At 64.2% G+C, this 22,967-nt stretch carries 16 protein-coding genes, 1 tRNA gene and 7 pseudogenes; 8 read left to right on the top strand and 16 right to left on the bottom strand.

Annotated elements, in window-relative coordinates; all coding sequences use genetic code 11:
- Window positions 1-54 precede the first annotated feature (54 nt).
- The 3 genes and pseudogenes from CRP50_RS26365 to CRP50_RS15630 all read right to left on the bottom strand — a co-directional run bounded on the left by CRP50_RS26365 (window position 55) and on the right by CRP50_RS15630 (window position 2,545).
- The gene (locus CRP50_RS26365) at window positions 55-666 is read right to left on the bottom strand and encodes an ATP-binding protein (RefSeq protein ID WP_141415174.1); all 612 of its coding nucleotides are present in this window, start codon (window positions 664-666) and stop codon (window positions 55-57) included.
- Window positions 663-1,922, bottom strand: a pseudogene (gene istA, locus CRP50_RS15635) (IS21 family transposase). The gene CRP50_RS26365 and the pseudogene istA overlap by 4 nt, the downstream one beginning before the upstream one ends.
- An 80-nt stretch (window positions 1,923-2,002) precedes the next feature.
- Window positions 2,003-2,545 carry a competence protein CoiA family protein gene (locus CRP50_RS15630; protein ID WP_097280103.1) on the bottom strand — a complete coding sequence of 181 codons (543 nt, stop codon included), beginning with the start codon at window positions 2,543-2,545 and terminating at the stop codon, window positions 2,003-2,005.
- A gap of 612 nt (window positions 2,546-3,157) precedes the next feature.
- On the opposite strand from CRP50_RS15630, the gene CRP50_RS15625 reads away from it, so the two are divergent.
- Window positions 3,158-4,335, top strand: a protein-coding gene (locus tag CRP50_RS15625) for an IS3 family transposase (RefSeq protein WP_097280102.1) whose coding sequence is annotated in 2 segments (ribosomal slippage) — window positions 3,158-3,431 and window positions 3,431-4,335 — 1,179 coding nt in all. Because the reading frame shifts where the segments join, the coding sequence is not laid out codon by codon here.
- A gap of 1,024 nt (window positions 4,336-5,359) precedes the next feature.
- Here CRP50_RS15625 and CRP50_RS15620 read toward each other — a convergent pair.
- From CRP50_RS15620 to CRP50_RS15585, 6 genes and pseudogenes are all read right to left on the bottom strand, one after another.
- Window positions 5,360-5,587 carry a hypothetical protein gene (locus tag CRP50_RS15620; RefSeq protein WP_097280101.1) on the bottom strand — a complete coding sequence of 76 codons (228 nt, stop codon included), beginning with the start codon at window positions 5,585-5,587 and terminating at the stop codon, window positions 5,360-5,362.
- Window positions 5,588-5,950: 363 nt separating this feature from the next.
- Complete coding sequence (locus tag CRP50_RS15610) at window positions 5,951-6,394, bottom strand: DUF29 domain-containing protein (protein ID WP_097280099.1); 444 nt, start codon at window positions 6,392-6,394, stop codon at window positions 5,951-5,953.
- A 584-nt stretch (window positions 6,395-6,978) separates the two neighbouring features.
- On the bottom strand, window positions 6,979-7,422 hold the full coding sequence (locus CRP50_RS15600; protein WP_097280098.1) for a hypothetical protein: 444 nt from the start codon (window positions 7,420-7,422) through the stop codon (window positions 6,979-6,981).
- A 186-nt stretch (window positions 7,423-7,608) separates the two neighbouring features.
- Window positions 7,609-7,926: pseudogene (locus tag CRP50_RS15595) on the bottom strand (transposase); the annotation flags it as partial.
- Window positions 7,927-7,942: 16 nt separating this feature from the next.
- Entirely contained in the window at window positions 7,943-9,025 is a 1,083-nt protein-coding gene (locus CRP50_RS15590) for an IS110 family transposase (RefSeq protein WP_097280124.1), read from the bottom strand.
- A 265-nt stretch (window positions 9,026-9,290) separates the two neighbouring features.
- Window positions 9,291-9,905: pseudogene (locus tag CRP50_RS15585) on the bottom strand (IS3 family transposase); the annotation flags it as partial.
- A gap of 123 nt (window positions 9,906-10,028) precedes the next feature.
- On the opposite strand from CRP50_RS15585, the pseudogene CRP50_RS15580 reads away from it, so the two are divergent.
- Window positions 10,029-10,787, top strand: a pseudogene (locus CRP50_RS15580) (IS256 family transposase); the annotation flags it as partial.
- Between the two features lie 92 nt (window positions 10,788-10,879).
- On the opposite strand, the pseudogene CRP50_RS15575 reads toward CRP50_RS15580, so the two are convergent.
- A pseudogene (locus CRP50_RS15575) lies at window positions 10,880-12,169 on the bottom strand (transposase); the annotation flags it as partial.
- Window positions 12,170-12,235: 66 nt separating this feature from the next.
- Here CRP50_RS15575 and CRP50_RS15570 point away from each other — a divergent pair.
- Window positions 12,236-12,694: pseudogene (locus CRP50_RS15570) on the top strand (transposase); the annotation flags it as partial.
- On the opposite strand, the gene CRP50_RS15565 reads toward CRP50_RS15570, so the two are convergent.
- Entirely contained in the window at window positions 12,669-13,019 is a 351-nt protein-coding gene (locus CRP50_RS15565; protein WP_097280095.1) for a transposase, read from the bottom strand. The pseudogene CRP50_RS15570 and the gene CRP50_RS15565 sit on opposite strands and share 26 nt — an antisense overlap.
- A 74-nt stretch (window positions 13,020-13,093) precedes the next feature.
- Here CRP50_RS15565 and CRP50_RS15560 point away from each other — a divergent pair, with 74 nt between their 5' ends.
- Entirely contained in the window at window positions 13,094-13,417 is a 324-nt protein-coding gene (locus CRP50_RS15560; RefSeq protein ID WP_281257940.1) for a transposase, read from the top strand.
- 225 nt (window positions 13,418-13,642) lie between these two features.
- On the opposite strand, the gene CRP50_RS15555 is transcribed toward CRP50_RS15560, so the two are convergent.
- Window positions 13,643-13,718 (bottom strand) — tRNA-Thr (locus CRP50_RS15555).
- Between the two features lie 101 nt (window positions 13,719-13,819).
- On the opposite strand from CRP50_RS15555, the pseudogene CRP50_RS15550 reads away from it, so the two are divergent.
- Window positions 13,820-14,926: pseudogene (locus CRP50_RS15550) on the top strand (tyrosine-type recombinase/integrase); the annotation flags it as partial.
- A 64-nt stretch (window positions 14,927-14,990) separates the two neighbouring features.
- Here the strand turns inward: CRP50_RS15550 and CRP50_RS26550 are convergent.
- A complete protein-coding gene (locus tag CRP50_RS26550) occupies window positions 14,991-15,164 on the bottom strand; it encodes a helix-turn-helix transcriptional regulator (RefSeq protein ID WP_416045213.1) in 174 nt (57 codons plus the stop codon).
- Window positions 15,165-15,858: 694 nt separating this feature from the next.
- Between CRP50_RS26550 and CRP50_RS15540 the strand changes: the two genes are divergently transcribed.
- Window positions 15,859-16,080: a hypothetical protein gene (locus CRP50_RS15540; protein ID WP_097280092.1), complete on the top strand. Its 222-nt coding sequence runs from the start codon at window positions 15,859-15,861 to the stop codon at window positions 16,078-16,080.
- A gap of 329 nt (window positions 16,081-16,409) precedes the next feature.
- On the opposite strand, the gene CRP50_RS15535 is transcribed toward CRP50_RS15540, so the two are convergent.
- From CRP50_RS15535 to CRP50_RS15525, 3 genes are all read right to left on the bottom strand, one after another.
- Window positions 16,410-16,640, bottom strand: coding sequence for a hypothetical protein (locus CRP50_RS15535; RefSeq protein WP_097280091.1), 231 nt, complete (start codon window positions 16,638-16,640; stop codon window positions 16,410-16,412).
- Window positions 16,641-16,771: 131 nt separating this feature from the next.
- Window positions 16,772-16,987, bottom strand: a complete 216-nt coding sequence (locus CRP50_RS15530; RefSeq protein ID WP_176525196.1) for a hypothetical protein — start codon at window positions 16,985-16,987, stop codon at window positions 16,772-16,774.
- Window positions 16,988-17,698: 711 nt separating this feature from the next.
- Window positions 17,699-18,876 (bottom strand): IS3 family transposase gene (locus CRP50_RS15525; RefSeq protein WP_097280089.1). Its coding sequence is split into 2 segments (ribosomal slippage): window positions 17,699-18,603 and window positions 18,603-18,876, totalling 1,179 coding nucleotides; the frame shifts between segments, so codons are not numbered across the junction.
- A gap of 407 nt (window positions 18,877-19,283) precedes the next feature.
- Here CRP50_RS15525 and CRP50_RS15515 point away from each other — a divergent pair.
- Complete coding sequence (locus CRP50_RS15515; RefSeq protein WP_097280087.1) at window positions 19,284-22,010, top strand: class I SAM-dependent DNA methyltransferase; 2,727 nt, start codon at window positions 19,284-19,286, stop codon at window positions 22,008-22,010.
- The gene (locus CRP50_RS15510) at window positions 22,007-22,963 is read left to right on the top strand and encodes a phospholipase D family protein (protein WP_097280086.1); all 957 of its coding nucleotides are present in this window, start codon (window positions 22,007-22,009) and stop codon (window positions 22,961-22,963) included. Before CRP50_RS15515 ends, CRP50_RS15510 begins: the two co-directional genes overlap by 4 nt.
- The last annotated feature ends 4 nt before the right edge of the window (window positions 22,964-22,967 follow it).

Raw genomic sequence — 22,967 nt, 5'->3', positions numbered from 1 at the left:
ATGGTGTCTGTCAGTATGCCTAGTCATACTCACAGTCAACAGCGAGCCGCCGCCCTACGCCAGCCCCTCGACCGCGACATTCGGCGGAGGGTTACTCTCCAGCCGCCGGGCCCACCTCCTCCCTGCAGCGTAAGCCCTACCTCCTCCCCGTCTGCCGAAGGCCTGGTACCCCTCGACGAAGCGCGGCGGACGAAGGCCGCGGCGCCTCACCCCTGCTGTGCCTGTGTAAGACGCATCTCTCGTCGGCCCTCCAGGGCCGCAGGCCGCCCCCAGGCCCAGCCGGTAGGGGTTACTTCCGCCGGCTCCGCCGGCACCTGTCCCACTAGGCCTCGACCCTCTCTCCCGCCAGCAGTGGTCGATGAACTCCAGTTGCGCCAGGGTGAGGATGCGGTTGCGGTCGAGCGACGGCTGGAACGAGAAGTCGAAGTCCGCCAGCGTCTTCACCTTCGTCAGCCGCGCCATCTGCAAGGCGGCCTTCACGCGGCGGCCCTCGCGGCCGGTGTATTCCTCGGCCAGCAGGGCGTCGAGGGCCTCCAGCGGCGAGACCTCGCCGCGCTCCAGTTGGCGGATGATGTGGTCGAGGATCTCCAGGGCGCGCGGCATCTTCAGGCCGACCAGGTGGCGCCGGAGACTTTCGACGGTGGAGGCCGATCCGGTCGGGGTCATGGCCGCGCCTCCGTCGCCAGGCGCCGTCCGATCTCGGCGTAGACGTCAAGCGGACGTCGCGGCACCTGGCTGCCTGCCACGCCGATGACGAGCGGCGGCGCCTCGCGCGGGGTCTGGCTGTTGGGCGGTGGTGGCGCCGTCCGGTGGCCGTCGGCGATGCGGCGCTGGCCGCCGCCGTCGAGCACCAGGTGGCTGGCGATCAGCCTGTCGTCCTCGAAGATCCGGATCTCCTCGGCGAGGACGTGGACCTCGACGGCGCGCCGCCGGGTGCAGTCCGGCACGCTGTAGAGATTGCCGCCGACGGAGACCATGCCGTCGCGGGTGATGCGCCGCTCCAGGCTGAGGACGGCGCGGAAGGGCCCGGCCGGCAGAGGCTTGAGGGTGGGCTGCTCCTCGCGGAAGTGCTCGACGACGATGCGCCGCGTGGTGGCGTGACGGCGGGCACTGGCCTCCTCGGTGCGCCACTGATCGAACTGACGGTTCAGGTTTTCGAGGTTGCGGAAGGTGCGGCCGAGGAAGAAATCTTGCCAGACCTAGCGGAACGGCCACTCGCCTTTGCCCTTGGTCTTGGCGCGGTACGGGCGGCACGCCTCGGGCACGAAGCCGTGGTGGGCGGCGAAGGCGAGCATCGTCCTGTTGTAGACGATGCCTTCCACCTCATCGCCCTGGACGGCTGTTTTCATGCGGTCGAACAGGACCTGCTCGGGCACGCCGCCGATGGCGGTGAAGGCGCCGGCGAGGCAGCGCAGCACCGTCTGGATATCCTGGTGGGGGACGAACCGGCCCCACAGGAAGCGGCTGTGGCCGAGCACCAGGGAGAACAGCCACACCACGCGCTCCGCGCCGGGCTCATCGGCGAGGGTGGTGCGGAAGTGGGCGAAGTCCACCTGGGCCTGGCGGCCGGGCGGCGTCTCGAAGCGGCGCTCGAAGCCGGAGCTGGTGGCAGGGCGGACACTGCGGACGTAGGTCTTCACGGCGGTGTAGCCGCCGCTGTAGCCGAGCTCGCGGATCTCGCGCATCAACCGCTTGGCCGTCAACTCCGGCAAGGCCTGGACGCGCTGGCGCAGGTAGTCGCGCCAGGGCGCGATGACCGGCTCCTTCGGCGGTCGCGGCCTGTAGCCCGGAGCCTCCAGGCCGCGCTCGATGTACTTGCACACCGTCTTGCGGTCGAGGCCGGTACGCCGGGCGATGGCCGACAGGGTCAGGCCCTGCCGGTGAAGATCGAGGATCATGACGACGTCCCCAAGTGTGACCACCGCATCCTCCGGCCCCGCTGCTGCTGAGGGGGATCATGGAGGATCGGCGAGCGCGTGACCCTGGGGGCGCGCCCCCAGGGTCACGCGCTTGTTGCGCCTGCATGGAGATTTTTCAAACGCCACATTTGGGGAGTATTCATCCGGCGCTCACATACGTCAAGCTCAGCCGCGCGAAGAAGCTCGATGCGCTCGCTGCTGAGCCGTCGCGTTGCCGTCACCTCGATCGTCACCGTTCGCGGTTCCCCGTTGTGCATCACCACGATCTGGTCGACCAAGAGGCTGTTGCCCATACGTACCGCCGGGTCGCGGTCGATGACCTGAGTGAGTGCATCGTTCGGCAGCTGGATCCTGGCGCGATGGCTCAGCGCTGCCCGCAGCACCCGCATCGCCAGGCGCAGTTCAGCATCGGTAGATGACAATCCTGCGGCAGACGCGCCGGCGGCCAGTACGCACCGGGCGCCGGGCTGGTGCGCAAAATGGTGGTCCCGTTCCTCACCCCTTCGGGCGATAAGCGACGCCCCGCACTCCGGGCAGGTGCAATCTGCGGCGAGGCCAGATGGGACCTGCTCGATGGACACGAGGTGCTCGCCGCGGACAGCCCAGGCGATATGGACGTCGGACATGGCGAGACCCTAAGATAGGTGCATCTGCTACTCGTCGTAGCATTCGTTGCGCCGCCGGCAACCGGAAAGAGACGGCACGGCCATTTGCCTTCCGCCGTCACCCCATCCGCGTATGCGCCGCACCTACCTTGTCCATCCTCTAAGCTGCCCCACTCCGCGCGTTCCAAGCCAAACTCTCCGCGCGTCGCCCAGTGCGTCCATACTTGCGTTCCCAGTGCGTCTTCCGTGCGTTCCAAGCTAAGTTCTTCTCACATTCCCAGTGCGTCCTCCTCCATGCTCCAGGTCAAACTCTCCGCATGCTCCAGGTCAAACGCTTCTCACGTTCCAAGCCAAACTCTCCGCGCAGCGCCCGGTGCATCCTCCTCGACATTTCCGCGTCAAACCCCCTCACGTCCCCCGTCAAACTCCCGGCGCGACGCCGTTACGTCCTCCCTGCGTTCCAGGTCAAACTCCCGCTGCATCCGGCTTGGCATCGAGCCCATGCACGCCGTCAAACTCTCGGCGCCAGGCGCGGATGGTCATCCCCATCATCCAGGGGCAACCGGAGAGGTGGCCCCAGGAATCCCGACAGGATGCTAAGCTGGTCCGCGACTGTCTGAAGGACCTGGATTGATGGGGAAAGTGACGAGGAAGCGCTACTCGGCCGAGTTCAAGGCGAAGGTGGCGCTGGAGGCGATCAAGGGGGAGCTGACGCTGGCGGAACTGGCTGCCAAGCACGGCATCCACCAGACGATGATCGCGGCCTGGAAACGGCAGGCCATCGAGGGAATGGCGGCGACGTTCAGCGGGAAGGCTGAGGCCGCGGGCGCGGCCAGTGAGGCTGAGGTGGCGAAGCTCCACGCCAAGATCGGGCAGTTGGTCGTGGAGCGCGATTTTTTAGCCAAGGCCTTCGGTCGATGAGCGTCGAGCGAAGGCGGCAGATGATCGAGCTCGACCATCCGGTCCTGTCGATCGCCCGGCAGTGCGCCCTGGTGTCGATCAGCCGGTCGTCGTTCTACTACAGCCCGACGGGCGAGAACCCGCTGAACCTGATGCTGATGCGGCTGATCGACGAGGCGTTCCTTGAGTGCCCGTTCTACGGCTCCCGTCAGATGGCCCGGCACCTGCGCCGCCACGGTTACGTGGTCGGGCGCAAGCGGGTCTCGCGGCTGATGGCGAAGATGGGCCTGTCGCCGATCTACCAGAAGCCGCGGACGAGCGCGCCGCATCCGCAGCACCCGATCTACAAGTACCTGCTCCGGGGTTTCGCGATCACGCGGCCGAACCAGGTCTGGTGCGCCGACATCACCTACATCCCGATGCGGCGCGGCTTCCTTTACCTGGTGGCGATCATGGACTGGGCCACCAGGAAGGTGCTGTCGTGGCGGCTCTCCAACACGATGGAGGCGGACTTCTGCATCGAGGCGCTGGAGGAGGCCCTGGCGCGCTTCGGCACACCGGAGATCTTCAATACGGATCAGGGCAGCCAGTTCACCAGCCCGCGCTTCACCGACATCCTGAAGGACAGCGGCGTGCGCATCAGCATGGACGGCCGCGGGCGCTGGATGGACAACGTCTTCATCGAGCGTCTCTGGCGGTCGATAAAGTACGAGTGCGTCTATCTCCATGCCTTCGAGAACGGCTCCGAGTTGCGCGCCGGCCTGGAGCGCTGGATTTCCTACTACAACACCCGGAGGCCCCACTCAGGCCTCAATGGACAAACGCCCGACGAGGCGTATCATCGCGCCGCACCGGCACCGTCTCCGGGGCGCGCCCCGGAGACGGTGCCGGCAACGGCCCTGGCGGCATGATCATGAACCGCGACTAGCTTAGTTCGGCCGCCAAACTGTCCGAACAACCGGGGCCACCTCTCGGCACACATCCGCCGTCAAACTCTCGGCCATGCCAGAGGTCAAGCTCCCCGCACATCCAACGTCAAACCTCCAGGGCATTCGGCGGGTGAACCATTGTGCGGCGGCGCGATGATCTCCTGCATGGCCGGCCCATGCTGCAGACGACGGCCACGGGGCGAAGTTGCCTCACCGAGGCCGATGACCGTGGGGCAAACCTGCTGCGGCAGTTGCGCGCTTGGCTGATGGCCGCCGCCATGGTCTGCGTGAATGCGGCTTGGCGTCATGCGGGCGAAGCCGGGGTGTTTTTCCAATGCCGGGACCGGCGGGCGCGGGGTACTCGGCCCGCTGATCGGCGGTTTGACTGCCGACGGTAAGGGTGGGGCCGATGCGAACCGGCGCCGTGGTGGGGCTGAAACAGGTAGGGCATGCGGGCGGCGTTGGCCGCCATGGTGGCGCTGAAGCCGGCGGACGGGTAGGTGGCGAAGACCGCCATGGTGATACTGAAAAGGCCGAGGATACGGGCGGCGTTGGCCCCATGGTTTGCCGACGATGGCGCAGGAGGTGCTGCTGGTGGCGCGTGGATCTCCGGCGCGCAGCCGGCGGATCATGACCGCGTCCAATGCTGTGCATGAGGCCCATGGGCGGAGGAGCAGGGTGGGGCGTATTCGGATGGGCGTAGCTGTAAACGGGAGGGGGAGGGCGGGGCAACCAGGGCGGCCGCGCTGCCCGGATCTCTTGGGCGGGTCGATTTGCGCAGGTTTGGCTGGGAGGGAAGTGGAGGTTTGACGGGTGAGAGCGCCGCGCTCAGCAGGACGTGCTGCACGGAAAGTCCACATGCTCACGTGCCATCTTGCTTCCGCAGCACTTCGACGAGCCGAGCCCTCACGACCTCGGCGGCCCGCAGCAGGCCCCGGGACCCGCGGCGCCCTCACCCCCGCGGTGCCAATGTCCGCCCACCCCATGCCGTACCGGCTGAGCCCGTCTATTCCAGGGTCATCGAGGCCAGCACATGCATATACAGCCGGAAGTCGTTGTGCGTGTCTATCACCGCCTGCCGGAAGGCGTGGCGCGCCAGGTCGGCGGCGCCGGCGGGTCCCTCGTAGTCCGGCGGCAGGCGTCCCGTCACCAGCGCGTCGATGGCGACCTGCAGGGCCGCGCAACCGTCCACCAGGTGGGCGTAGGCGACCCTGCCCGAGCCCGCGCTAACCATCAGCAGCGTCCATGCCAGGTCGTCCCGGTAGCTCCGCTGCGCCTTGACCGTCGCAGGGCGGCTGGCTATCGCTCCGCGCAAGATGAATTACTCAGCCCGCCCGAGTAAATCCCGCGCCTTCTCGGGAAGATCCGCGTGCTGTAGACTGTGACGATCTATCCCACGATCTCGCGGCCGTACAGCAGCAGGCCGGCATGGCCGATTGGCTGCCCGATGTCGGATACGCCGTAGATCAGCCGGGCGCGGCCGTCGTCGGAGCGAACCTTCGTCATGCGCCGGCGCATGGCGGCTTGATCTTCGGTGGCGCGGGGGCCGACGTGGCCGAAGGTGAGGGAGCGGGGGAGGGCGCGTGTCCGGGGCATGCTATTGCCCGGCGGGCCAGAATTCCGCGTCCATGATCTGCTCGAAGGTCCACGGGCAGGTCGCGGGGAAGGTCTCCTTCGGCAGGCCCGTCTCGGCCTTGGCAGAGTTCCGAGCGCGCTCGTACGCGCCGCTGATCGCCTCGTCCAGTATGGCTTTCAGGCTTGGATTGTCCTGCAGATGATCGGCGACATCCAGCCGCTGGTTGACCACGGTGACTTCCCAGCTCGCGCCACGACGGCTGGGCTGATGCTGCCATTTGAGCAGATGCAGGAGCAGGACCGTCAGGCGGCTGACGAGCTCGCGCTTCTCGGTCTTGCCCATGCTCTCGATCTCCTCGGCGATGTGCTCGATGTCGGCCGCGGCGAGCTTTCCCGCACGGAGAAGGGCCGCCTGCTCACGCGCCCAGGCGTAGAAGTCCTGCTCATACAGGGCGGAACCGGTCATGGCTGCATCCCTTGGTGTCGACTGCAGCCCCATGATGTATCAGACACGGGCCAATCACGCTACCCGAGTGGCGCCTTCACCCTGCGGCGATGCAGTACTTCCCCCGCACGGCTGTCTCGATTGCTTCCGCATCCCCACCGCGGCGCACCAGCGCCTCCAGCACCAGCAAATCCTCGGCCAGCGGCAGCGGCATCGCCTGCAGCTCTTAGGCACTGACGGCGACACCGCCCGACGTCGAAAACGTCCTTCCTGAAGTGCTTGACGAGCCTCTTCGCGTAAAGCGGACCGATGCCGCGGATCATACTCGAGCCCAGGTACTTCTCGATGCCTTCGAACGAGGAGGGGGCCGAGGTCTTCAGATAAAGTAGGTCTTCAGCTGCAGGCCATGTGTCCGGTAGTTGACCCAGGCGCCGATCGCCTTGCTCCACTCACCGGCCGATATCGTGGCAGCGTACCCGACCACCGTCACCAGATCCCGGTGCCCGCCAGCTTTTCCCCGCAGAACGCATAAGCCGCTGTGAGCGCTGTGGAAGGTGACGCGCTCGAGGACCCGTCGTCGTTCGGCTTGGCGTCCGCCATGGCCGTCAGCGGCCGGGGATCTGCGGTGGATCGGCCACCTCGTCGGCACCGCCTCCCTCACCATGGACCTCTTCGCGGATCACGCGGTCGGTGACCTCGGCGAGATAGCTGGTCAGCGCGTCGTCCAGCTGAGAGAACTCCGGCCAGAACACCGTGTCGATGAACGTCCGCGGCGCCTTGATCATGACCGTCTGGCGGTGTTGCCGCCGATAGCGGAACGGGCGCAGGCCATAGCGGCGGGCGAGCGCGCAGAAAAGCTGCATGGACCAGGTGTCGGGGATGCTGAACTTCATCTCCACCAAGGCTTCGGCCTTGGCTGTATCGGCCAGCCGTTGACGGATGCGGTCGGCCGCCGCCCCCGCTGCGGCCTTCTCGCCGGCGGTCTTGGCGCCGGCGAAGAGCGCTTCGATCTTCCGCAGCTTCTCGCGGAGCTCGTTCTCATTGGTCATTGATTCGATCGTGCCAGTCTGCTGCCCGAGCGTCTGCTGCGGAGCAGAACCAGCGGTCTCCCTCGCTTTTGTCCACTCGCTACTGATCTTACCAGGCTCCGCCGCGTGCTTGGTAGTGAGATGGCCCCCATGGTTTGGACAGCGAAGAGCGGTCTGCTGGCTCTGGCTGATCAGGGGTGATGGTCGTCAGGCCGCGTTCTGCGCCGGTGGAGGGGCTCGCCCCTCCACCGGCGCAGCGGCCATGAATACCTCGTCCGGGGTCCGGTAGGCCAGAGCCTGGTGGGGCCGCCGACTGTTGTAGAGGGTCAGCCAGCGGCCGATGCCCAGGCGGGCCTCGGTGCCGGTGGCGTAGGCGCGCAGATAGACGTCCTCGTACTTGAGGCTGCGCCACAGCCGCTCGATGAAGATGTTGTCCATGCAGCGCCCGCGGCCATCCATGCTGATGCGCACCGCGGCGCTCTCCAGCACGCCGGTGAAGGCAGTGCTGGTGAACTGGCTGCCCTGGACGCCCTTCTGTTCGTCAAGCGGCAACCTGCGTCTGGTTTATTTCCCGTAGCCTGTTTCTGATCAGGGAAAAGACTTCACGCGCGATGTAGCGCTTGAGGCAGCGAATGGCTTCGAGCTTGGAATGCCCTTCGGCGAGTCGCCTGGCGACGTAGGCCTTGGTTCGCTCCTCGGTGCGCAGACGGCCGATTGCGATGATATGGAGGGCGCTGTTGGCGGCACGGTCTCCGCCGCGATTCAGTCGGTGCCGATTCGTCTTCCCGGATGACGCGGGGACAGGACTGACGCCGCATAGGGCGGCAAAGCTGGCCTCTGACGCGAGACGCTCGGGATTGTCGCCAGCCGTTATGAGCAATTGCGCCGCCGTGCCGTGGCCGATGGCGTTGCAGGCGACGAGATCAGGAGCGAGCTCGTTGACGATACGCGCGATCATGACGTCGAGGTCGGCGACCTCGTCGTGTAGCTCAAGGTATCGCCGGGCAAGGGACTTCAGCGCTATCCGGTGCGCCGATAGCGGAGTCCGGTAGTCCGTGAGGTCCGGCCGCCATGCCGCCAGCGTTCGGATGAGGCGCATGCGCGTCATCTTCCGCAGCGTGTCGCGCAATTCCTCGGGCGCGGAAATGATGGTGTTGCCGATCAACTGCAAAGCCACGCGGCGCGCTGCTACCGCCGTCCTACGGCAGGCCCTGAGGACGCGGAGAGCCTCGATCATGCCGTCGCGCCGCTTCGGGGTGACCACCCGCATCCCAGCGAAGGCGGCGTGGGCAGCCGCTTCAGCGTCAAAGTCGTCATTCTTGCCCCGACGGCGCCGGTCGGCTTTGTCGGGTGCCGTTACTTCCAAGACCTCAATGCCGGCGGACTGGAGATGGCGCAGCAATCCTGCGCCGTACGTGCCGGTGGATTCCACGCCGACGCGGTCAAGCCTGCCGAAGGATTGCATCCACGCCACCATCTGGCGGTATCCGTGGCGGGTGGTCGCGAAGCTGGCGGTGCCGAGGAGCCGGTCGCGCTCGTCGACCACAGCAGCGACGTGAAGGTCTTTGTGGGTGTCGACACCGCCGACAATGCGGCGGTCATGCTTTGTGTCGTCCGGCGCCATCATGCCTCTCCTATGGAATTCCGTGTCGGAATCTGCGAGCGGCTTCGCGTGGCAGGGCGCCTGGACAAGACAGTCAAGCGACAGAACGTCAGGCCCTTCTCGGGTCACATGCGCCAGCGAGGCGAAACCTCGCCGCAGGGCATCGCGGACGGCGGACAGGTCCAGGGGAAGGCATGGCAGCCGATCAGTGTTTGGGTCACGCCGCGTCGAGATGCCCTGCGGGGTCAGCCACGGTAGCCGGTTCATCCGGGCAAGGCTCTGGCCGGCGTGGACGACTGACTTCGGCACACTGACTGTCGGTGTTGAAGATCTCCGGCCGGCCGTGGCAGGCCATGGCGGCCTCCAGCGCCTCGACGCAGAAGTCGGCGTGCAGGGTGTTGGACAGTCGCCAGGACAGCACCTTGCGACTGGCCCAGTCCATGATGGCGACCAGATACAGAAAGCCCTTTGGCATGGGGATGTAGGTGATGTCGGCGCACCACACCTGGTTGGGCCGGTCGATGGTGATGCCGCGCAGCAGGTACGGCCATACCCGGTGCTCGGGGTTGGGCTGGCTGGTGTTGGGCCGGCGCGACACCACCTGCAAGCCCATCACCCGCATCAGGCGCCGCACCCGCTTGCGGTTGACCACGAAGCCCGTGCGGCGCAGGTGCGCCGTCATCTTCCGCGAGCCGTAGAAGGGCGTCTCGGTGAACTGCCGGTCGATCTCGGCCATCAGCGCCAGGTCAGCACTGTTGTCGTTGGCCGGCCGGTAGTACAGAGACGACCGGCTGATACCCAGCAGGGCGCACTGCCGGGTCAGGGACAGGTCCGGATGGTGGGGAGTGATCATGGCTCGACGCTCCGTCCGGCTCAGCGCCCGAGCCTGCGAGACAAAAAATCGTTTTCCACCATGAGGTCCATGAGGTCACGTCCCCGGTCGTGGTGTAGGTGATGACGGTGGTCACCGGCGATCTTGCGGTAGGGTCGGGTTGCGACAGCCAACCTGAACCGAGGACCACCGATGACCGAAGAGATGATGAGCCTCCGCAGCCTCGTGGAGAAGACCCCGGATGCGGATCTGCTGCGGGAAATGATCGGCTTTGCCGCCGAACGCCTGATGGAACTGGAGGTCGGCGCCCTCACCGGGGCCGGCTATGGCGAGAAGAGCGCCGAGCGGCTGGCCCAGCGGAACGGCTACCGCGACCGCGACTGGGAGACGCGCGCCGGCACCGTCGAGCTGCGCATCCCGAAGCTCCGGAAGGGGAGCTACTTCCCGGGCTTCCTGGAGCCTCGCCGGATGGCCGAAAAGGCCCTCACGGCCGTGATCCAGGAAGCCTACATCCAAGGCATCTCGACGCGGTCCGTCGATGACCTGGTGAAGGCCATGGGCATGACCGGGATATCCAAGAGCCAGGTTTCCCGCCTGTGCGAGGACATCGACGTCCGGGTGAAGGCGTTCCTCGATCGGCCCATCGAGGGCGACTGGCCCTACCTCTGGATCGACGCCACCTACGTGAAGGTCCGGGCGCAGGGGCGCATCGTGTCGGTCGCCGTGATCGTCGCCGTCGGCGTCAACACCGACGGTCGTCGCGAGGTGCTGGGCATGGACATCGGCCCCTCGGAGGCCGAACCCTTCTGGACAGCCTTCCTTCGCAAGCTTGGCCGCCGCGGTCTGCGCGGCGTCAAGCTCGTGATTTCCGACGCCCACGAGGGCATCAAGGCGGCGGTCAGCAAGGTGCTCACCGCCACGTGGCAGCGGTGCCGGGTGGGGCCGTTGAGAAAGCCTTGTCCGCCATGCGGCGGGCAGAGACACTTCTGGTTCCGGCTCGCGTTCAAGAAGGCCCGGACGAAGATCATAGAAATCGCGCCAAGAATGGCTGCGGCCAGCCGCTTCAAGTTGATGGCGGCGGCCGTGAGGTAGGCCTGGACACGCATGTTCCAAAGCCCACGGCGGACGGCTCTGGAGAGGCCATGGCAGCCTTTGGATTCCCCATGGACTCCTTCAACCTTCCAACAATGTCGCCGGTAGAGCTCGTAGTCGCGGTCGGTCCAGTTTTGGCGTCGTCGGCGCGCCCGGAGGAGTGCCGCATAATCATCGCCGAGCACCACCGCCTTGTTTGACCGGCCCTTCGACAAGCATAACCGGGCGAGGTCGCATCCACGGCAGTCCCTCGCCCGCGACGTGAAGAAGCGCCCGTGCTTGGTCCGCCGCCCTGCCTTGAGTTTCTTCCCTCTCGGACACTTCAGGACGTCATGGCGCGCGTCGTACTTGAACCGGCGCATGGGAACCGGTGATCGGATCGGTTCCGCCTTTGGCGGGATGACCGCCTCGATGTTCTTTTCCTCCAGCCGGGCGTAGACCTTGGCGTAGGCGTAGCCGGCATCAGCCGTCACCGTTTCGGCCGGTACGCCGGTAACCGCCTCGATCCTGCCGATCGCCGGCAGCAACTCGCTGCCTTCGTTCTCTTCGCCGGTGGTGATGTGGACGTCGAGGATAACGCCGGACTGATCATCCACCGCGGTGTGCTGCTTGTACGCGGGTTCGAGCCGCCGGTTGCGTCCGTTTGTCGCCATCGTCGCATCGGGATCGGTGGTGCAGACCTTTTTGTACTTCCCGGTCTTCTTCGAGTTCCGCTCGCCCTCGGCTTCTTCGCCATTCTCCTCTTCAACGCGTTCCGTCCAACGCCGCGCAAGGGCCTCCCAGCTCACGTCGGCACGGACCAGCGACGCATCGACATGAACGACGTCGCCCTTGGCGATCTTGGCCGCCAGGCACGCGGAGACCGTCCGCTCGAAGATCCGCCGGAACCGCTCTTCGCCCCAGCGCTGCCTGATCCGCGTGAGGCTCGAATGGTGAGTCAGGCGCTCGGTTAATCCGAAGCCGGCGAACCAACGGACGGCAACATTGACCTGTGCCTCCCGCATCAACTTCCGGTCATGGACGAACCCGAGAAGGAAACCGGCCAGCATGAGCCGGAGCGCAGCCTCGGGATCAATCGAAGGGCGCCCGTAGCCCGCGCTGTAGAGATCCTGCACGTCGCTTCTGATCCACGAAAGATCAAGGACCCTATGTACCCGTCGAAGGATGTGATCCTCGGGCACCAGGTCACGAAGCGATCCGACGAAGAACTCGAACTGCTCAGCCCCGCGTTCCGACAGCATCTCGCGCCTCGATCATCAACTTCCTGACCGAGGGAATCATGAGCCGGGAGGTTTTTCAACAGCCCCCGGGTGCATTTCATGCGCAACCTCCTCGCCCATTCCGGGCGAAGCGGCCGCCGGGTCGTCTCGGCTTTTGTCGCCACGGCCTTCGCCCAGGACGACGCCGAGGCCGCCCACCAGCAGTGGCGCCGGGTGGCAGACCAACTCAGGCCCAAGGTCCCCAAGCTCGCCGGCTTCATGGACGAGGCCGAGCACGACGTGCTGGCCTACATGGACTTCCCGCTCCGGCACCGGGCGAAGCTGCACTCCACCAACCCGCTCGAACGCCTCAACGGCGAGATCAAGCAGCGCACCGAGGTCGTCGGCATCTTCCCCAACGAGGACGCCATCGTCCGCCTCGTCGGCGCCATCCTGCTCGAACAAAACGACGAGTGGGCCGTCCAGCGCTCGCGCTATATGACGCTGGAAACCATGGCGCCCATGAGCGATGATCCCGCTGTCAGCCTGCCGGCCATGGACCCCTGACACCACGATCCGGCCCATCCTGGATCGCCCGTGGCCCCGCGTCAGCTACACCATCTCCCGGGACACGATCCACCATGAGCTTGCCGATCTGCCGGTAGAGGTCGTCGGTAACTGCCGTGGCCTCCTTTTCAGCCCGACCGCCACCCTTCTCAAACACCGCCGCCGAGCCCTCGGTGAGCTGGCGCTTCCATTCGTTGACCAGTGTCTGGTGGACGCCATGCTTCGCCGCAATCTCGGCCACCGTCAGTTCGCCCCGCAGGGCCTCCAGCGCCACCTTCGCCTTGAAAGCCGCTCCGTGGTTCCGACGCGTCTTGCTCATGCTCATTGGTCCTTCTTCTCGTCATCGACGATCAGAACCAGAGCCAAGCTCCTTGTCCAGTTTTCCGGGGCCACCTCACTGTGGCCGTCGATGATTTGGCTGACCTGCTCGGGCCGAACGCGACGCTACTGGCCGACAAGGCCTACGACAGCGATGCCGTCCGCGCTCTCGCCGAGACAGCCGGTGCGTGGGCCAACATCCCGCCGCGCCGGAACCGTAAAGGGACCTTTGTCTTCAGCAAGTGGGTCTACCGCCAGCGCAACTTGGTGGAGCGCTTTTTCAACAAACTCAAGCAGTTCCGTGGTATCGCCACCCGATACGACAAGCTGCCGGAAAACTATCTGGCCGCCATCAAACTGGCCTCAGCCCGTATCTGGCTGCGCAGTTATGAGTCCACGGCCTAGCACGGATCAGCCGGCACAGGGAGGCGGCACACGCCCAGCAGGGCGCCGGGAGGAGCCGACCGGTACAGGAAGGGTGCTTCTCTGGTAGGGGTGTCCGCCCAACCGCAGAGGCCTCCCAAGCCACAGCCCTACAAATTCCGTTACCCCAGTGTTACCCTGGCGTCCTGCGGCTGCCGGATCAGGAAAAGAATGGGTCGCCAAACCATTGATCTGGCGACCCTTTTCTGGTGCCGGCAGCAGGGTTCGAACCCGCGACCCCCTGATTACAAATCAGGTGCTCTACCAGCTGAGCTATACCGGCGTTCCTTGAAATCTCTCGCTTTTCTCTTCGGCTGTCAAGGGCCTCTTGCTGTCGGGCTAGCATCTGGGCTAGCATCTGCGCGTCGTCAGTGGAGGGCTAGCATGAAGCTGAGGGATTCCGCAATCCGGGCTATCAAGCCAACGTCCGAGCGCGAGAGGTATCGCTTCGACGGTTACCCTGGCCTCGCTCTACGTGTTACGCCACGGGGCGTCAAGACCTGGGTGTATCATTACCGGGTCAGAGGCACGGGAACGCAGCGAGAACTGACGATTGGCAGGTTCGACACGATCGGTGAAGCCGATATCCGCGAGCGTTACAACGACCTGAGAAAGCGCGTGGCTCGGGGAGAAGATCCCGCCGCGCCGCCACCTCCTAAGCCGCAGGTTCTCACCGTCCGCGACCTTGTCGACTTCTACTTCAAGAAAAAGGCGGAACTCAACGAGCCGGTCCGGGCTAGCTCAGAGGCCGAGGCGAGGCGCCTCCTGAGCAAAGACATTCTCGATGCGTCCTGCGGAGACGGATCGGTGTATGGCGATCTGCCGGCCGACCAGCTCACCGAGGACATGATCAGGGAGATCCTGGCGCGGATCGTAGGTCGCGGCGCTCCGGTGGTGGCAAACCGCCTCCTGGCCTGGCTCAAGAAGGTCTATGCGATCGGCGTTTCCGAGAAGAAGGTCACTGAATCGCCGTGCCGCCATATCCGACGTCCGCACCGCGAGAAGGAGCGGTCGCGCGTGCTTTCGCTCAAAGAGTTCGGGGACCTGTGGAGCGCCCTGTGGAGCGACACCGCAATCTCGCGGTCGATCAAGCTCGCACTTCTGTTCTTGATGATCGTTCCGGCGCGGCGCAGCGAGATCCTGAAGCTCAAGGCCGGCGATATCGGCGCTGACGGCTTCGTCGAGCTACAGCCCGAGGACGTGAAGCAAGATCGCTTGCAGCGCTACTACATCCCGGAGCCTGCGAGAAAGCTGGTCGACGGGATCGAGGAAGGGTACCTGTTTCCGTCGCCTCGAGTGCTTGACAGGCCGATTGCCGGGAGATCGATCAGCCAAGCCGTGCGGCGCTATTTCACTGCGTGGGGCTTGAAGAAGTTCACGCCCCACGATCTGCGCCGCAGCTTATCGACTTTCCTGGCTAGTAGCGGCATCGACAAAAACGACATTAGCCGCATCCTTGGGCACCAGGTCGATGGCGATGTTACTGGCCGAATCTACGTGCAGTTCTCTTACGATCCGGTCAAGAGAGAGGCCGGTAGGGCCCTTGAGGCCCTGTTCAGCAATGTGCTGAGTGATGAGCCGGCGGCGTCCATGCAGGAGCATGAGCAACGCTCTTCTGCTTCTGCCACTCAACCCACGCCTCGATCTCCGACGACAGGTAGAACGCGGCAGAAAGGCCCACGTACCGCCGGCTCTGTGGGAACCCGCCGTTCCGCATGAGGCGATACATCGTTGCACGGCTGAGGCCCGTCATCTCGAGGACGGCCTTCTCTCGCAGCAGCTTCTCACTCTGAACTTCGTTCATGTTCTTGGTCCCTTGTCGACCGCACTTTCAGCGGCCCCATGTTGGCTCACGAGGGATCAGATAGTCCTGGCGCGGCGGCTGATAAGCCTGAATCTGCGCGGCCTACTCATTTTTTCAAGACACGTGGAAACGCCATGGTGCGCCCTCGGACGGCGTTTTTTGTCCGCGGACAAATGATGCCAGGGTACGGTCGGGAAACCCTGGTTGTCCGCGGACAAATGGCCGTCTGGGGGTCGTTTGGCGTATTTGTCCGCGGACAAACGTGGTTCTTCGGCTCAGGTTTTGCCCGCGGACAAGCCCACCATAGCGCGGCGCGGCGCAACTATATGGAATTATATTTCGCGCCATAATCGCGATGTGGGGCTCTCGAGGGCATTTTGTCCGCGGACAAACGACCGACGACCGTGCCGGTGAATCCTCATTTGTCCGCGGACAAACGATCCCGCGGCCGTCCTGCCCCGCTTTTGTCCGCGGACAAACGCCGCCATTAAGAAAAATGCGCCCCTGATGCGCCGCGCGAGCTTGACCTGCACGGCGATCCAGGTTCCGTGCTTGGCACATTGCCGCGACACGATTAAGCTTGCGACAATTGGGACGGCGTCCAGAGAGGGAGCCCGCCATGACCCGTCGCCAGAGGACGGCCGTTGCTCTCGCCGAACTGCCGGCATACATCGTCGCTGCCCTCGAGCGCCAGGCCGCCGAAACTGATCCCGAGGCCATGGCGCTCGACCGCCTGCTCACCGAGGATCCCGGTGAATGGATACCGGCGACCGCGGCCCTGCTTGGCACGGCACCGCAACCCGGTGGATCATGGCGCGCTTGGTCCTACATCTTGATCTGAAAGAGCGATGGACAGTCGCCGCCATGTTGGCAGTTATCTTTCCCGGCGGGTTCAGCGCTTAGGGTAGGAGCAGCACGAGAGAGAGGGGGCTTCGGCCCCGTTCTGAACTGGACGTTCACCGATTCCTGCCACCGTACAGGAAGCACGCCGCCGCGGGGCCAGCGCATCATGTCGCACAAAACAATCCTCCGGTTTCGGCCGGAGGTCTGGCGACGCAAGGAACAGCGAAGTGGGTTGGGTGAGGTGCGGAAATAGATCGGGCCAGGTGCCATTCCCCGTGAAGTAACCCGGACCAGCACTGCTCCACACGATACTGAAATAGGCTCCGGTCATTCGCCGGTAAGCTCTTCTCTGACTGCAATGACGTGCCTTAGCTTGCTGAGGCCATTCTCAACCGGAACATGCTGAGCCACCAGCTCGTGCGTCAGGCCCAGGATCTCTGCTGCGACGTCGACCTCAACATCTCGATCCCAATCAACGATCCCCTCGCGCGCCATGGCGTCCCTGAAAGCGGGGTCCCGGGCCAGTCGCTGCTTGATCGTCTCGTTGATGTCTGTCATTGGCACAACGCGAGTTGGTCACGTAGTTTAGCGAGACGGTCGATCCAGTCCCATGACGCAGGATACTCCTCCGCCGGCAGACGCGCCAGTTCCTCTGCCACCGCCGGCCCGGCCTTAGGCCATGGTGGGTATTAGAGATCGTTGTCGTACATCCGGCCAAGCAGCTCGTCAGCAGAACTGCGGCCACGGCTCGCGACGTTAAGCTGCGCATCCTTGACCTCCGCTGTCTTCTCGGCCTGGTCCGCTTGAGCGGATCGCCGCCCCGCCCGGTGCGCGAGCAGGAACGGCGCCACCGTCCCGAGGCACTCGACCAGGGCCGACAGGATGCCGGCCAGGGCTCCCATCACTTCTTGCCGATCTTGCTGTCGACCTTCACGCGCCCGACCACGGCCGCCACGCCGCCGACGCCAATGGCCACCGCGATCACGGCTCCGACGATGGCCTCAGCATTGCCGGAGATCGCGCCCCGAGATCGCTGTTGAAAGCGCCCGCACCCGCGACCGCGGCCGCGACAGCAACCAGCCCGCCCCACACGGCGCGGCTCTGGTACCAAGCCTTCATGTCGTCCGTTGTTTAGCACTCCTGCCGTTATGTTCCGTTATGTGCGTTACGTTACGTGCTGTTCCGTGCCGTTATTTCGAGACGAGCTCGAAGTGCGGCATGTTCCGGAACCGCTCGTCTTTCCAGGCGCCGTCCATGTCCCAGTCGGCGCCCCAGCGCAGCCGGACGCCGAGGCGCTCGGCGCAGTCGAGGATGTGGCGGGCTAGCGCGACGAAGCGCGGTATTTCGTTCCAGTCGACGGGATGGGGGGCGACCTCGACGGCCAGCGAGGGCAGCTTGTCGTGCTTGCTCTACGACAGCCGCAGCTTGCACTTGCCATCGAAAACGGCTGCGTCCCGGGTGGCCTGTTCGCGTTGCCCCTCAAGGATCGTGAAAAACTATGCCTCCGGGCGCCGTTCGGATCGCTTCCGAGATCGCGCGGCACAGGTCGGCGAGGAGAGGTGGCCCCGGCTGTTCGGACAGTTTGGCGGCCGAGCTAAGCTAGTCCCGTTTCATGATTATGCCGCCAGGGCCGTTGCCGGCACCGTCTCCGGGGCGCGCCCCGGAGACGGTGCCGGTGCGGCGCGATGATACGCCTCGTCGGGCGTTTGTCCATTGAGGCCCGAGTGGGGCCTCCGGGTGTTGTAGTAGGAAATCCAGCGCTCCAGGCCGGTGCGCAACTCGGAGCCGCTCTCGAAGGCGTGGAGATAGACGCACTCGTACTTCATCGACCGCCAGAGACGCTCGATGAAGACGTTGTCCATCCAGCGCCCGCGGCCGTCCATGCTGATGCGCACGCCGCCGTCCTTCAGGATGTCGGTGAAGCGCGGGCTGGTGAACTGGCTGCCCTGATCCGTGTTGAAGATCTCCGGTGCGCCGAAGCGCGCCAGGGCCTCCTCCAGCGCCTCCATGCAGAAGTCCGCCTCCATCGTGTTGGAGAGCCGCCACGACAGCACCTTCCTGGTGGCCCAGTCCATGATCGCCACCAGGTACAGGAAGCCGCGCCGCATCGGGATGTAGGTGATGTCGGCGCACCAGACCTGGTTCGGCTGCGTGATCGCGAGGCCGCGGAGCAGGTACTTGTAGATCGGGTGCTGCGGATGCGGCGTGCTCGTCCGCGGCTTCTGGTAGATCGGCGACAGGCCCATCTTCGCCATCAGCCGCGAGACGCGCTTGCGTCCGACCACGTACCCGTGGCGGCGCAGGTGCCGAGCCATCTGGCGGGAGCCGTAGAACGGGCACTCGAGGAATGCCTCGTCGATCAGCCGCATCAGCATCAGGTTCAGCGGGTTCTCGCCGGTCGGGCTGTAGTAGAACGACGACCGGCTGATCGACACCAGGGTGCACTGCCGGGAGATCGACAGGGCCGGGTGGTCGAGCTCAATCATCTGCCGCCTTCGCTCGACGCTCATCGACCGAAGGCCTTGGCTAAAAAATCGCGCTCCACGACCAACTGCCCGATCTTGGCGTGCAGCTTCGCCACATCGGCCTCACTGGCTGCCCCCGTCGCCTCAGCCTTTCCGCTGAACGTCGCCGCCATTCCCTCGACCGCTTGCCGCTTCCAGGCCGCGATCATCGTCTGGTGGATGCCGTGCTTGGCAGCGAGTTCCGCCAGCGTCAGCTCCCCCTTGATCGCCTCCAGCGCCACCTTCGCCTTGAACTCGGCCGAGTAGCGCTTCCTCGTCACTTTCCCCATCAATCCAGGTCCTTCAGACAGTCGCGGACCAGCTTAGCATCCTGTCCGGATTCCTGGGGCCACCTCTAGGCAGCCCGATAATGATCGTGTCCCAGGAGGTGGTGTAGCTGACGCGCTCCATCAGGCGCTCGGCAGCGAAGCCGATCAATTCCCTGATGACGGCCGCGGCCAGTTCCGCCGCCGGCCATGCCCGTTGAAAATTGATCATCAGGACAATACAGTCGGGCGGAAACGATAAACGCAGACGCCCAAGGGTCTTGCGCCGACCGACGCCGCCGACGCGCCCGGCATCGGCCGGCGGACCCGCCGGGACTTGGATGGAAAACGCGGATGACCTACGAGCCGGCACGCGCAACAGCGCGCGCGCATCAGATCGCGGCGGCCCCCTTCGGCGAGGCTGTGCGCCGATGAATCCGGTCGAGATCGAACAGGCCGTTTCCGATCTGGCCGAAGCCCCCTACGACGCCCAGGAATTCCCCTACACCTTTCTCGAAGCCTTCGGACGCAAGGCGACCGAGATCAAGCGCCTGCGCACGGGCGATGCCAACAAGTCGGACCTGGGCGGCGTGCTTCAGCGCAACAACATCCACATCGCCACCTGCCCTCCGGGCGCGGTGTCGGCGACCTTTGCCGCGCTGAAGGACAGCCCGGCGACCGTCAAGTTCAAGGCGAAGTTCATCCTCGCCACCGATGGCGAGGAGTTTCAGGCAGAAGACCTGACCAGCGGCGAAACCGTCGCCTGCGCCTATGCCGACTTCCCGAACTTCTTCGGCGTGTTCCTGCCGCTCGCGGGCATCTCGACCGTCAAGCAGATCCGCGAAAGCGCCTTCGACATCAAGGCGACGGGCCGCCTCAACCGCCTCTATGTCGAGCTGCTGAAGGACAACCCGGACTGGGGCACGGCGGAACGCCGCCACGACATGAACCACTTCATGGCGCGGCTGATCTTCTGCTTCTTCGCCGAGGATACCGACATCTTCAACGGCACCGGCCTGTTCACCGCCACGGTCGACCAGATGTCGAGCCGCGACGGCAGCAACGTGCACGAGGTCATCAGCGAAATCTTCCGCGCCATGAACGTGAAGATCGCCGATCGCGCCGCCGCCAATCTGCCCCGCTGGGCCGACGTCTTCCCCTACGTGAACGGCAGCATGTTTTCGGGCTCCGTCGAGGTGCCGCGCTTTTCCAAGATCGCGCAGCGCTACCTCAGCCATATCGGCGGGTTGGACTGGACCAAGATCAACCCCGACATCTTCGGCTCGATGATCCAGGCCGTGGCGGACGACGACGAGCGGGCCGTCCTCGGCATGCACTACACCTCGGTGCCTAATATCCTGAAGGTGCTGAACCCGCTGTTCCTCGACGACCTCAACGCGGCGCTGGAAGAGGCGGGGGACAACAAGCGGAAACTCCTGAACCTGCGCAACCGCATCGCCAAGATCCGGGTGTTCGACCCGGCCTGCGGCTCGGGCAACTTCCTGGTCATCGCCTACAAGCAGCTCCGCGCCATCGAGGCGGAGATCAACCGCCGCCGGGGCGAGCGCGACCGCAAGACCGACATCCCGTTGACCAACTTCCGCGGCATCGAGATCCGCGACTTCTCCGCCGAGATCGCTCGCCTGGCGCTGATCATCGCCGAATACCAGTGTGACGTGCTCTATCGCGGCCAGCAGGAGGCGCTGGCCGAGTTCCTGCCGCTGGACAGTCAGAACTGGATTATCTGCGACAACGCCCTGCGGCTGGATTGGCTCTCGATCTGCCCGCCGACGGGGACGCGGGTGAAGCTGAGGTCCGATGATCTGTTCGGGACGCCGCTTGACCAGGCTCAGATCGATTTTGAGAACGAGGGTGGGGAGACGTATATTTGCGGAAACCCGCCCTACAAGGGGAATGCGAGAAAGTCTGATGAACAGAAAGAGGACCTTGAGCGGCTACTTGAGGGCCGATTCGAAAAATGGGGCTTGCTTGATTATGTATGTGGCTGGTTTGTAAAAGCCTTTGATTTTGCAAAAAAGATGCCTGCTCGTTTCGCATTCGTGTCTACCAATAGCGTAGCCCAAGGTCAACATGTAGCCAATTTCTGGCGCCCCCTTTTCGGGGATGGGCTGCGGTTCTTTTTTGGCATCAGGTCTTTTAAGTGGTCAAACCTTGCGGCCAATGACGCCGGAGTTACGGTTGTTGTCGTGGGCGGCGCACTTGAAGGTAGCGGTGCCGTCTTGTTTGACGGAGACAGCCGCATCGAAGTGTCAAACATCAATGGATACCTGCTCCCGCAGGGAAACCACTGGGTAGCAGGAGCTCGAAAGTCTATATCGGCCCTGCCATTAATGATTAAAGGCAATTACTATGGCATGTCAGATCACTTGCTGCTTGATAAAGATGCTGCTGCCGATCTTATTAAACAAGGCTTGCCGGAACAAAACATCAAGAAGTTCTTCGGATCCACGGAGATAATCAATGCTAAGCCTCGGCGCTGCTTGTGGTTCCCGGGAACGCTTGACGAGAATACAGTAAGAATCCCTGAGGTGGAAAAGCGGATCAAAGAGGGGGTGGCAAAAAGGCGAAAGTCGAGAGATGCGGTTTCTAACGGGATGGTCAATCGGCCACACCAGTTTCGCGAAATGAAATCGCCGAAAAAGCATACGCTCGCGGTGCCGGTTGTATCCTCGGAGAATCGAGAATACTTGCCGGTTGATTTGCTCGGCGACGATTCTGTTATATCTAACAAAGCATTCGCCCTCTACGACGCTCCCCTGTGGAACATGGCCCTCATCGCCTCTCGTTTGCATTGGGTCTGGATCGGCACGGTCTGCGTTCGCCTTGAAATGCGTTTCAGTTACTCCAACACCCTCGGCTGGAACACCTTTCCCCTCCCCAAGCTGACCGAAAAGAACCGTGAGGATCTAACCCGCTGCGCCGAAGACATCCTTCTGGCGCGCGAGGCGCATTTCCCCGCCACCATCGCCGATCTCTACGATCCCGAGACGATGCCGGCCGATCTCCGCGCTGCCCACGAGCGTAACGACGAAACGCTGGAGCGCATCTACATCGGCCGCCGCTTCAAGAACGACACGGAACGCCTCGAAAAGCTCTTCGAGATGTACACCAGAATGACTACGAAGGTATCGACATGACTTACTCCATCTTGAATGCCTTCGACCTCATGGCGCGGCTGAAGCAGGAGATCGCGAAGGGCGGGACCGTGGATCTCGCCGTGGCCTTCTGGGGTGCCGGCGCGGGCCAAGAGCTTGGGCTGGATGGCGGCCGCAAGGCGCGCATCGTCTGCAATCTCGATATGGGCGGGACGAACCCCCACGAGATCCGCGCCCTCAAGGACCTTGGGTGCGACGTCCGCGCTCACTCTCGGCTGCATGCGAAGCTGGGGGTGGTCGGCGACTCGTTCTCCTTCCTCGGGTCGTCCAACATGTCCGCCAACGGGCTTGGCTTCGAAGGCGAGGACACCGCGGGGTGGGAGGAAGCCAACGTCGCATTCCCGACCGTGGACGCATCCGTGGAGCAGCGCTTCCACGACCTGTGGACGGCGGCGGACACCATCACGGAAGAACGGCTGAAGCAGGCGGAAGAGGCATGGTTGCTGCGTCAACGGACCAACCGCACCATCCTACCGCCCGACGCCAAGCGCAGGACGTTTCTCGAGACTTTGAAGGAAGATCCTCTGTTCTTCGAAGCGTTCAACGTCCATGTGGTCGTCTACGACGAGCTGGATCCTGAAGATCAGGCCGTAGCAGACCAAGGTCACGCGAAGGCCCAACGCCTGTACGGCTCCGAATTCTGGGTCTATTGGGATTGGACGGACCTTCCTCGGGACGCGATCCTCGTGGACTTCCGCAAGCCTCGCCGCGGCTATCTCGCCTTCGACGGCATCTATCGGCGGGACCCCACCTTTAAGGACTTCAATGAAAGCGGAGAAAGCTTTCAGCCGGCCTACAAGATAAATGACATAGAGGGCCTGGAGGTGGGGCAAGACCGCGATGCCCTGCGGGTTGCAGTCAAGCGCTACATTTCCGATCATGCGCAAGACGAATCCTATTGCTTCCCTATTAATGCTCTTCGCGATTACCTGTGAGCGG

Source organism: Caenispirillum bisanense (assembly GCF_900230255.1).
GTDB classification, from domain to species: Bacteria; Pseudomonadota; Alphaproteobacteria; order Rhodospirillales; family Rhodospirillaceae; genus Caenispirillum; species Caenispirillum bisanense_A.
The sequence above is the reverse complement of the archived record's forward strand: the minus strand, read 5'-3'. Positions and strand labels throughout refer to the sequence as shown.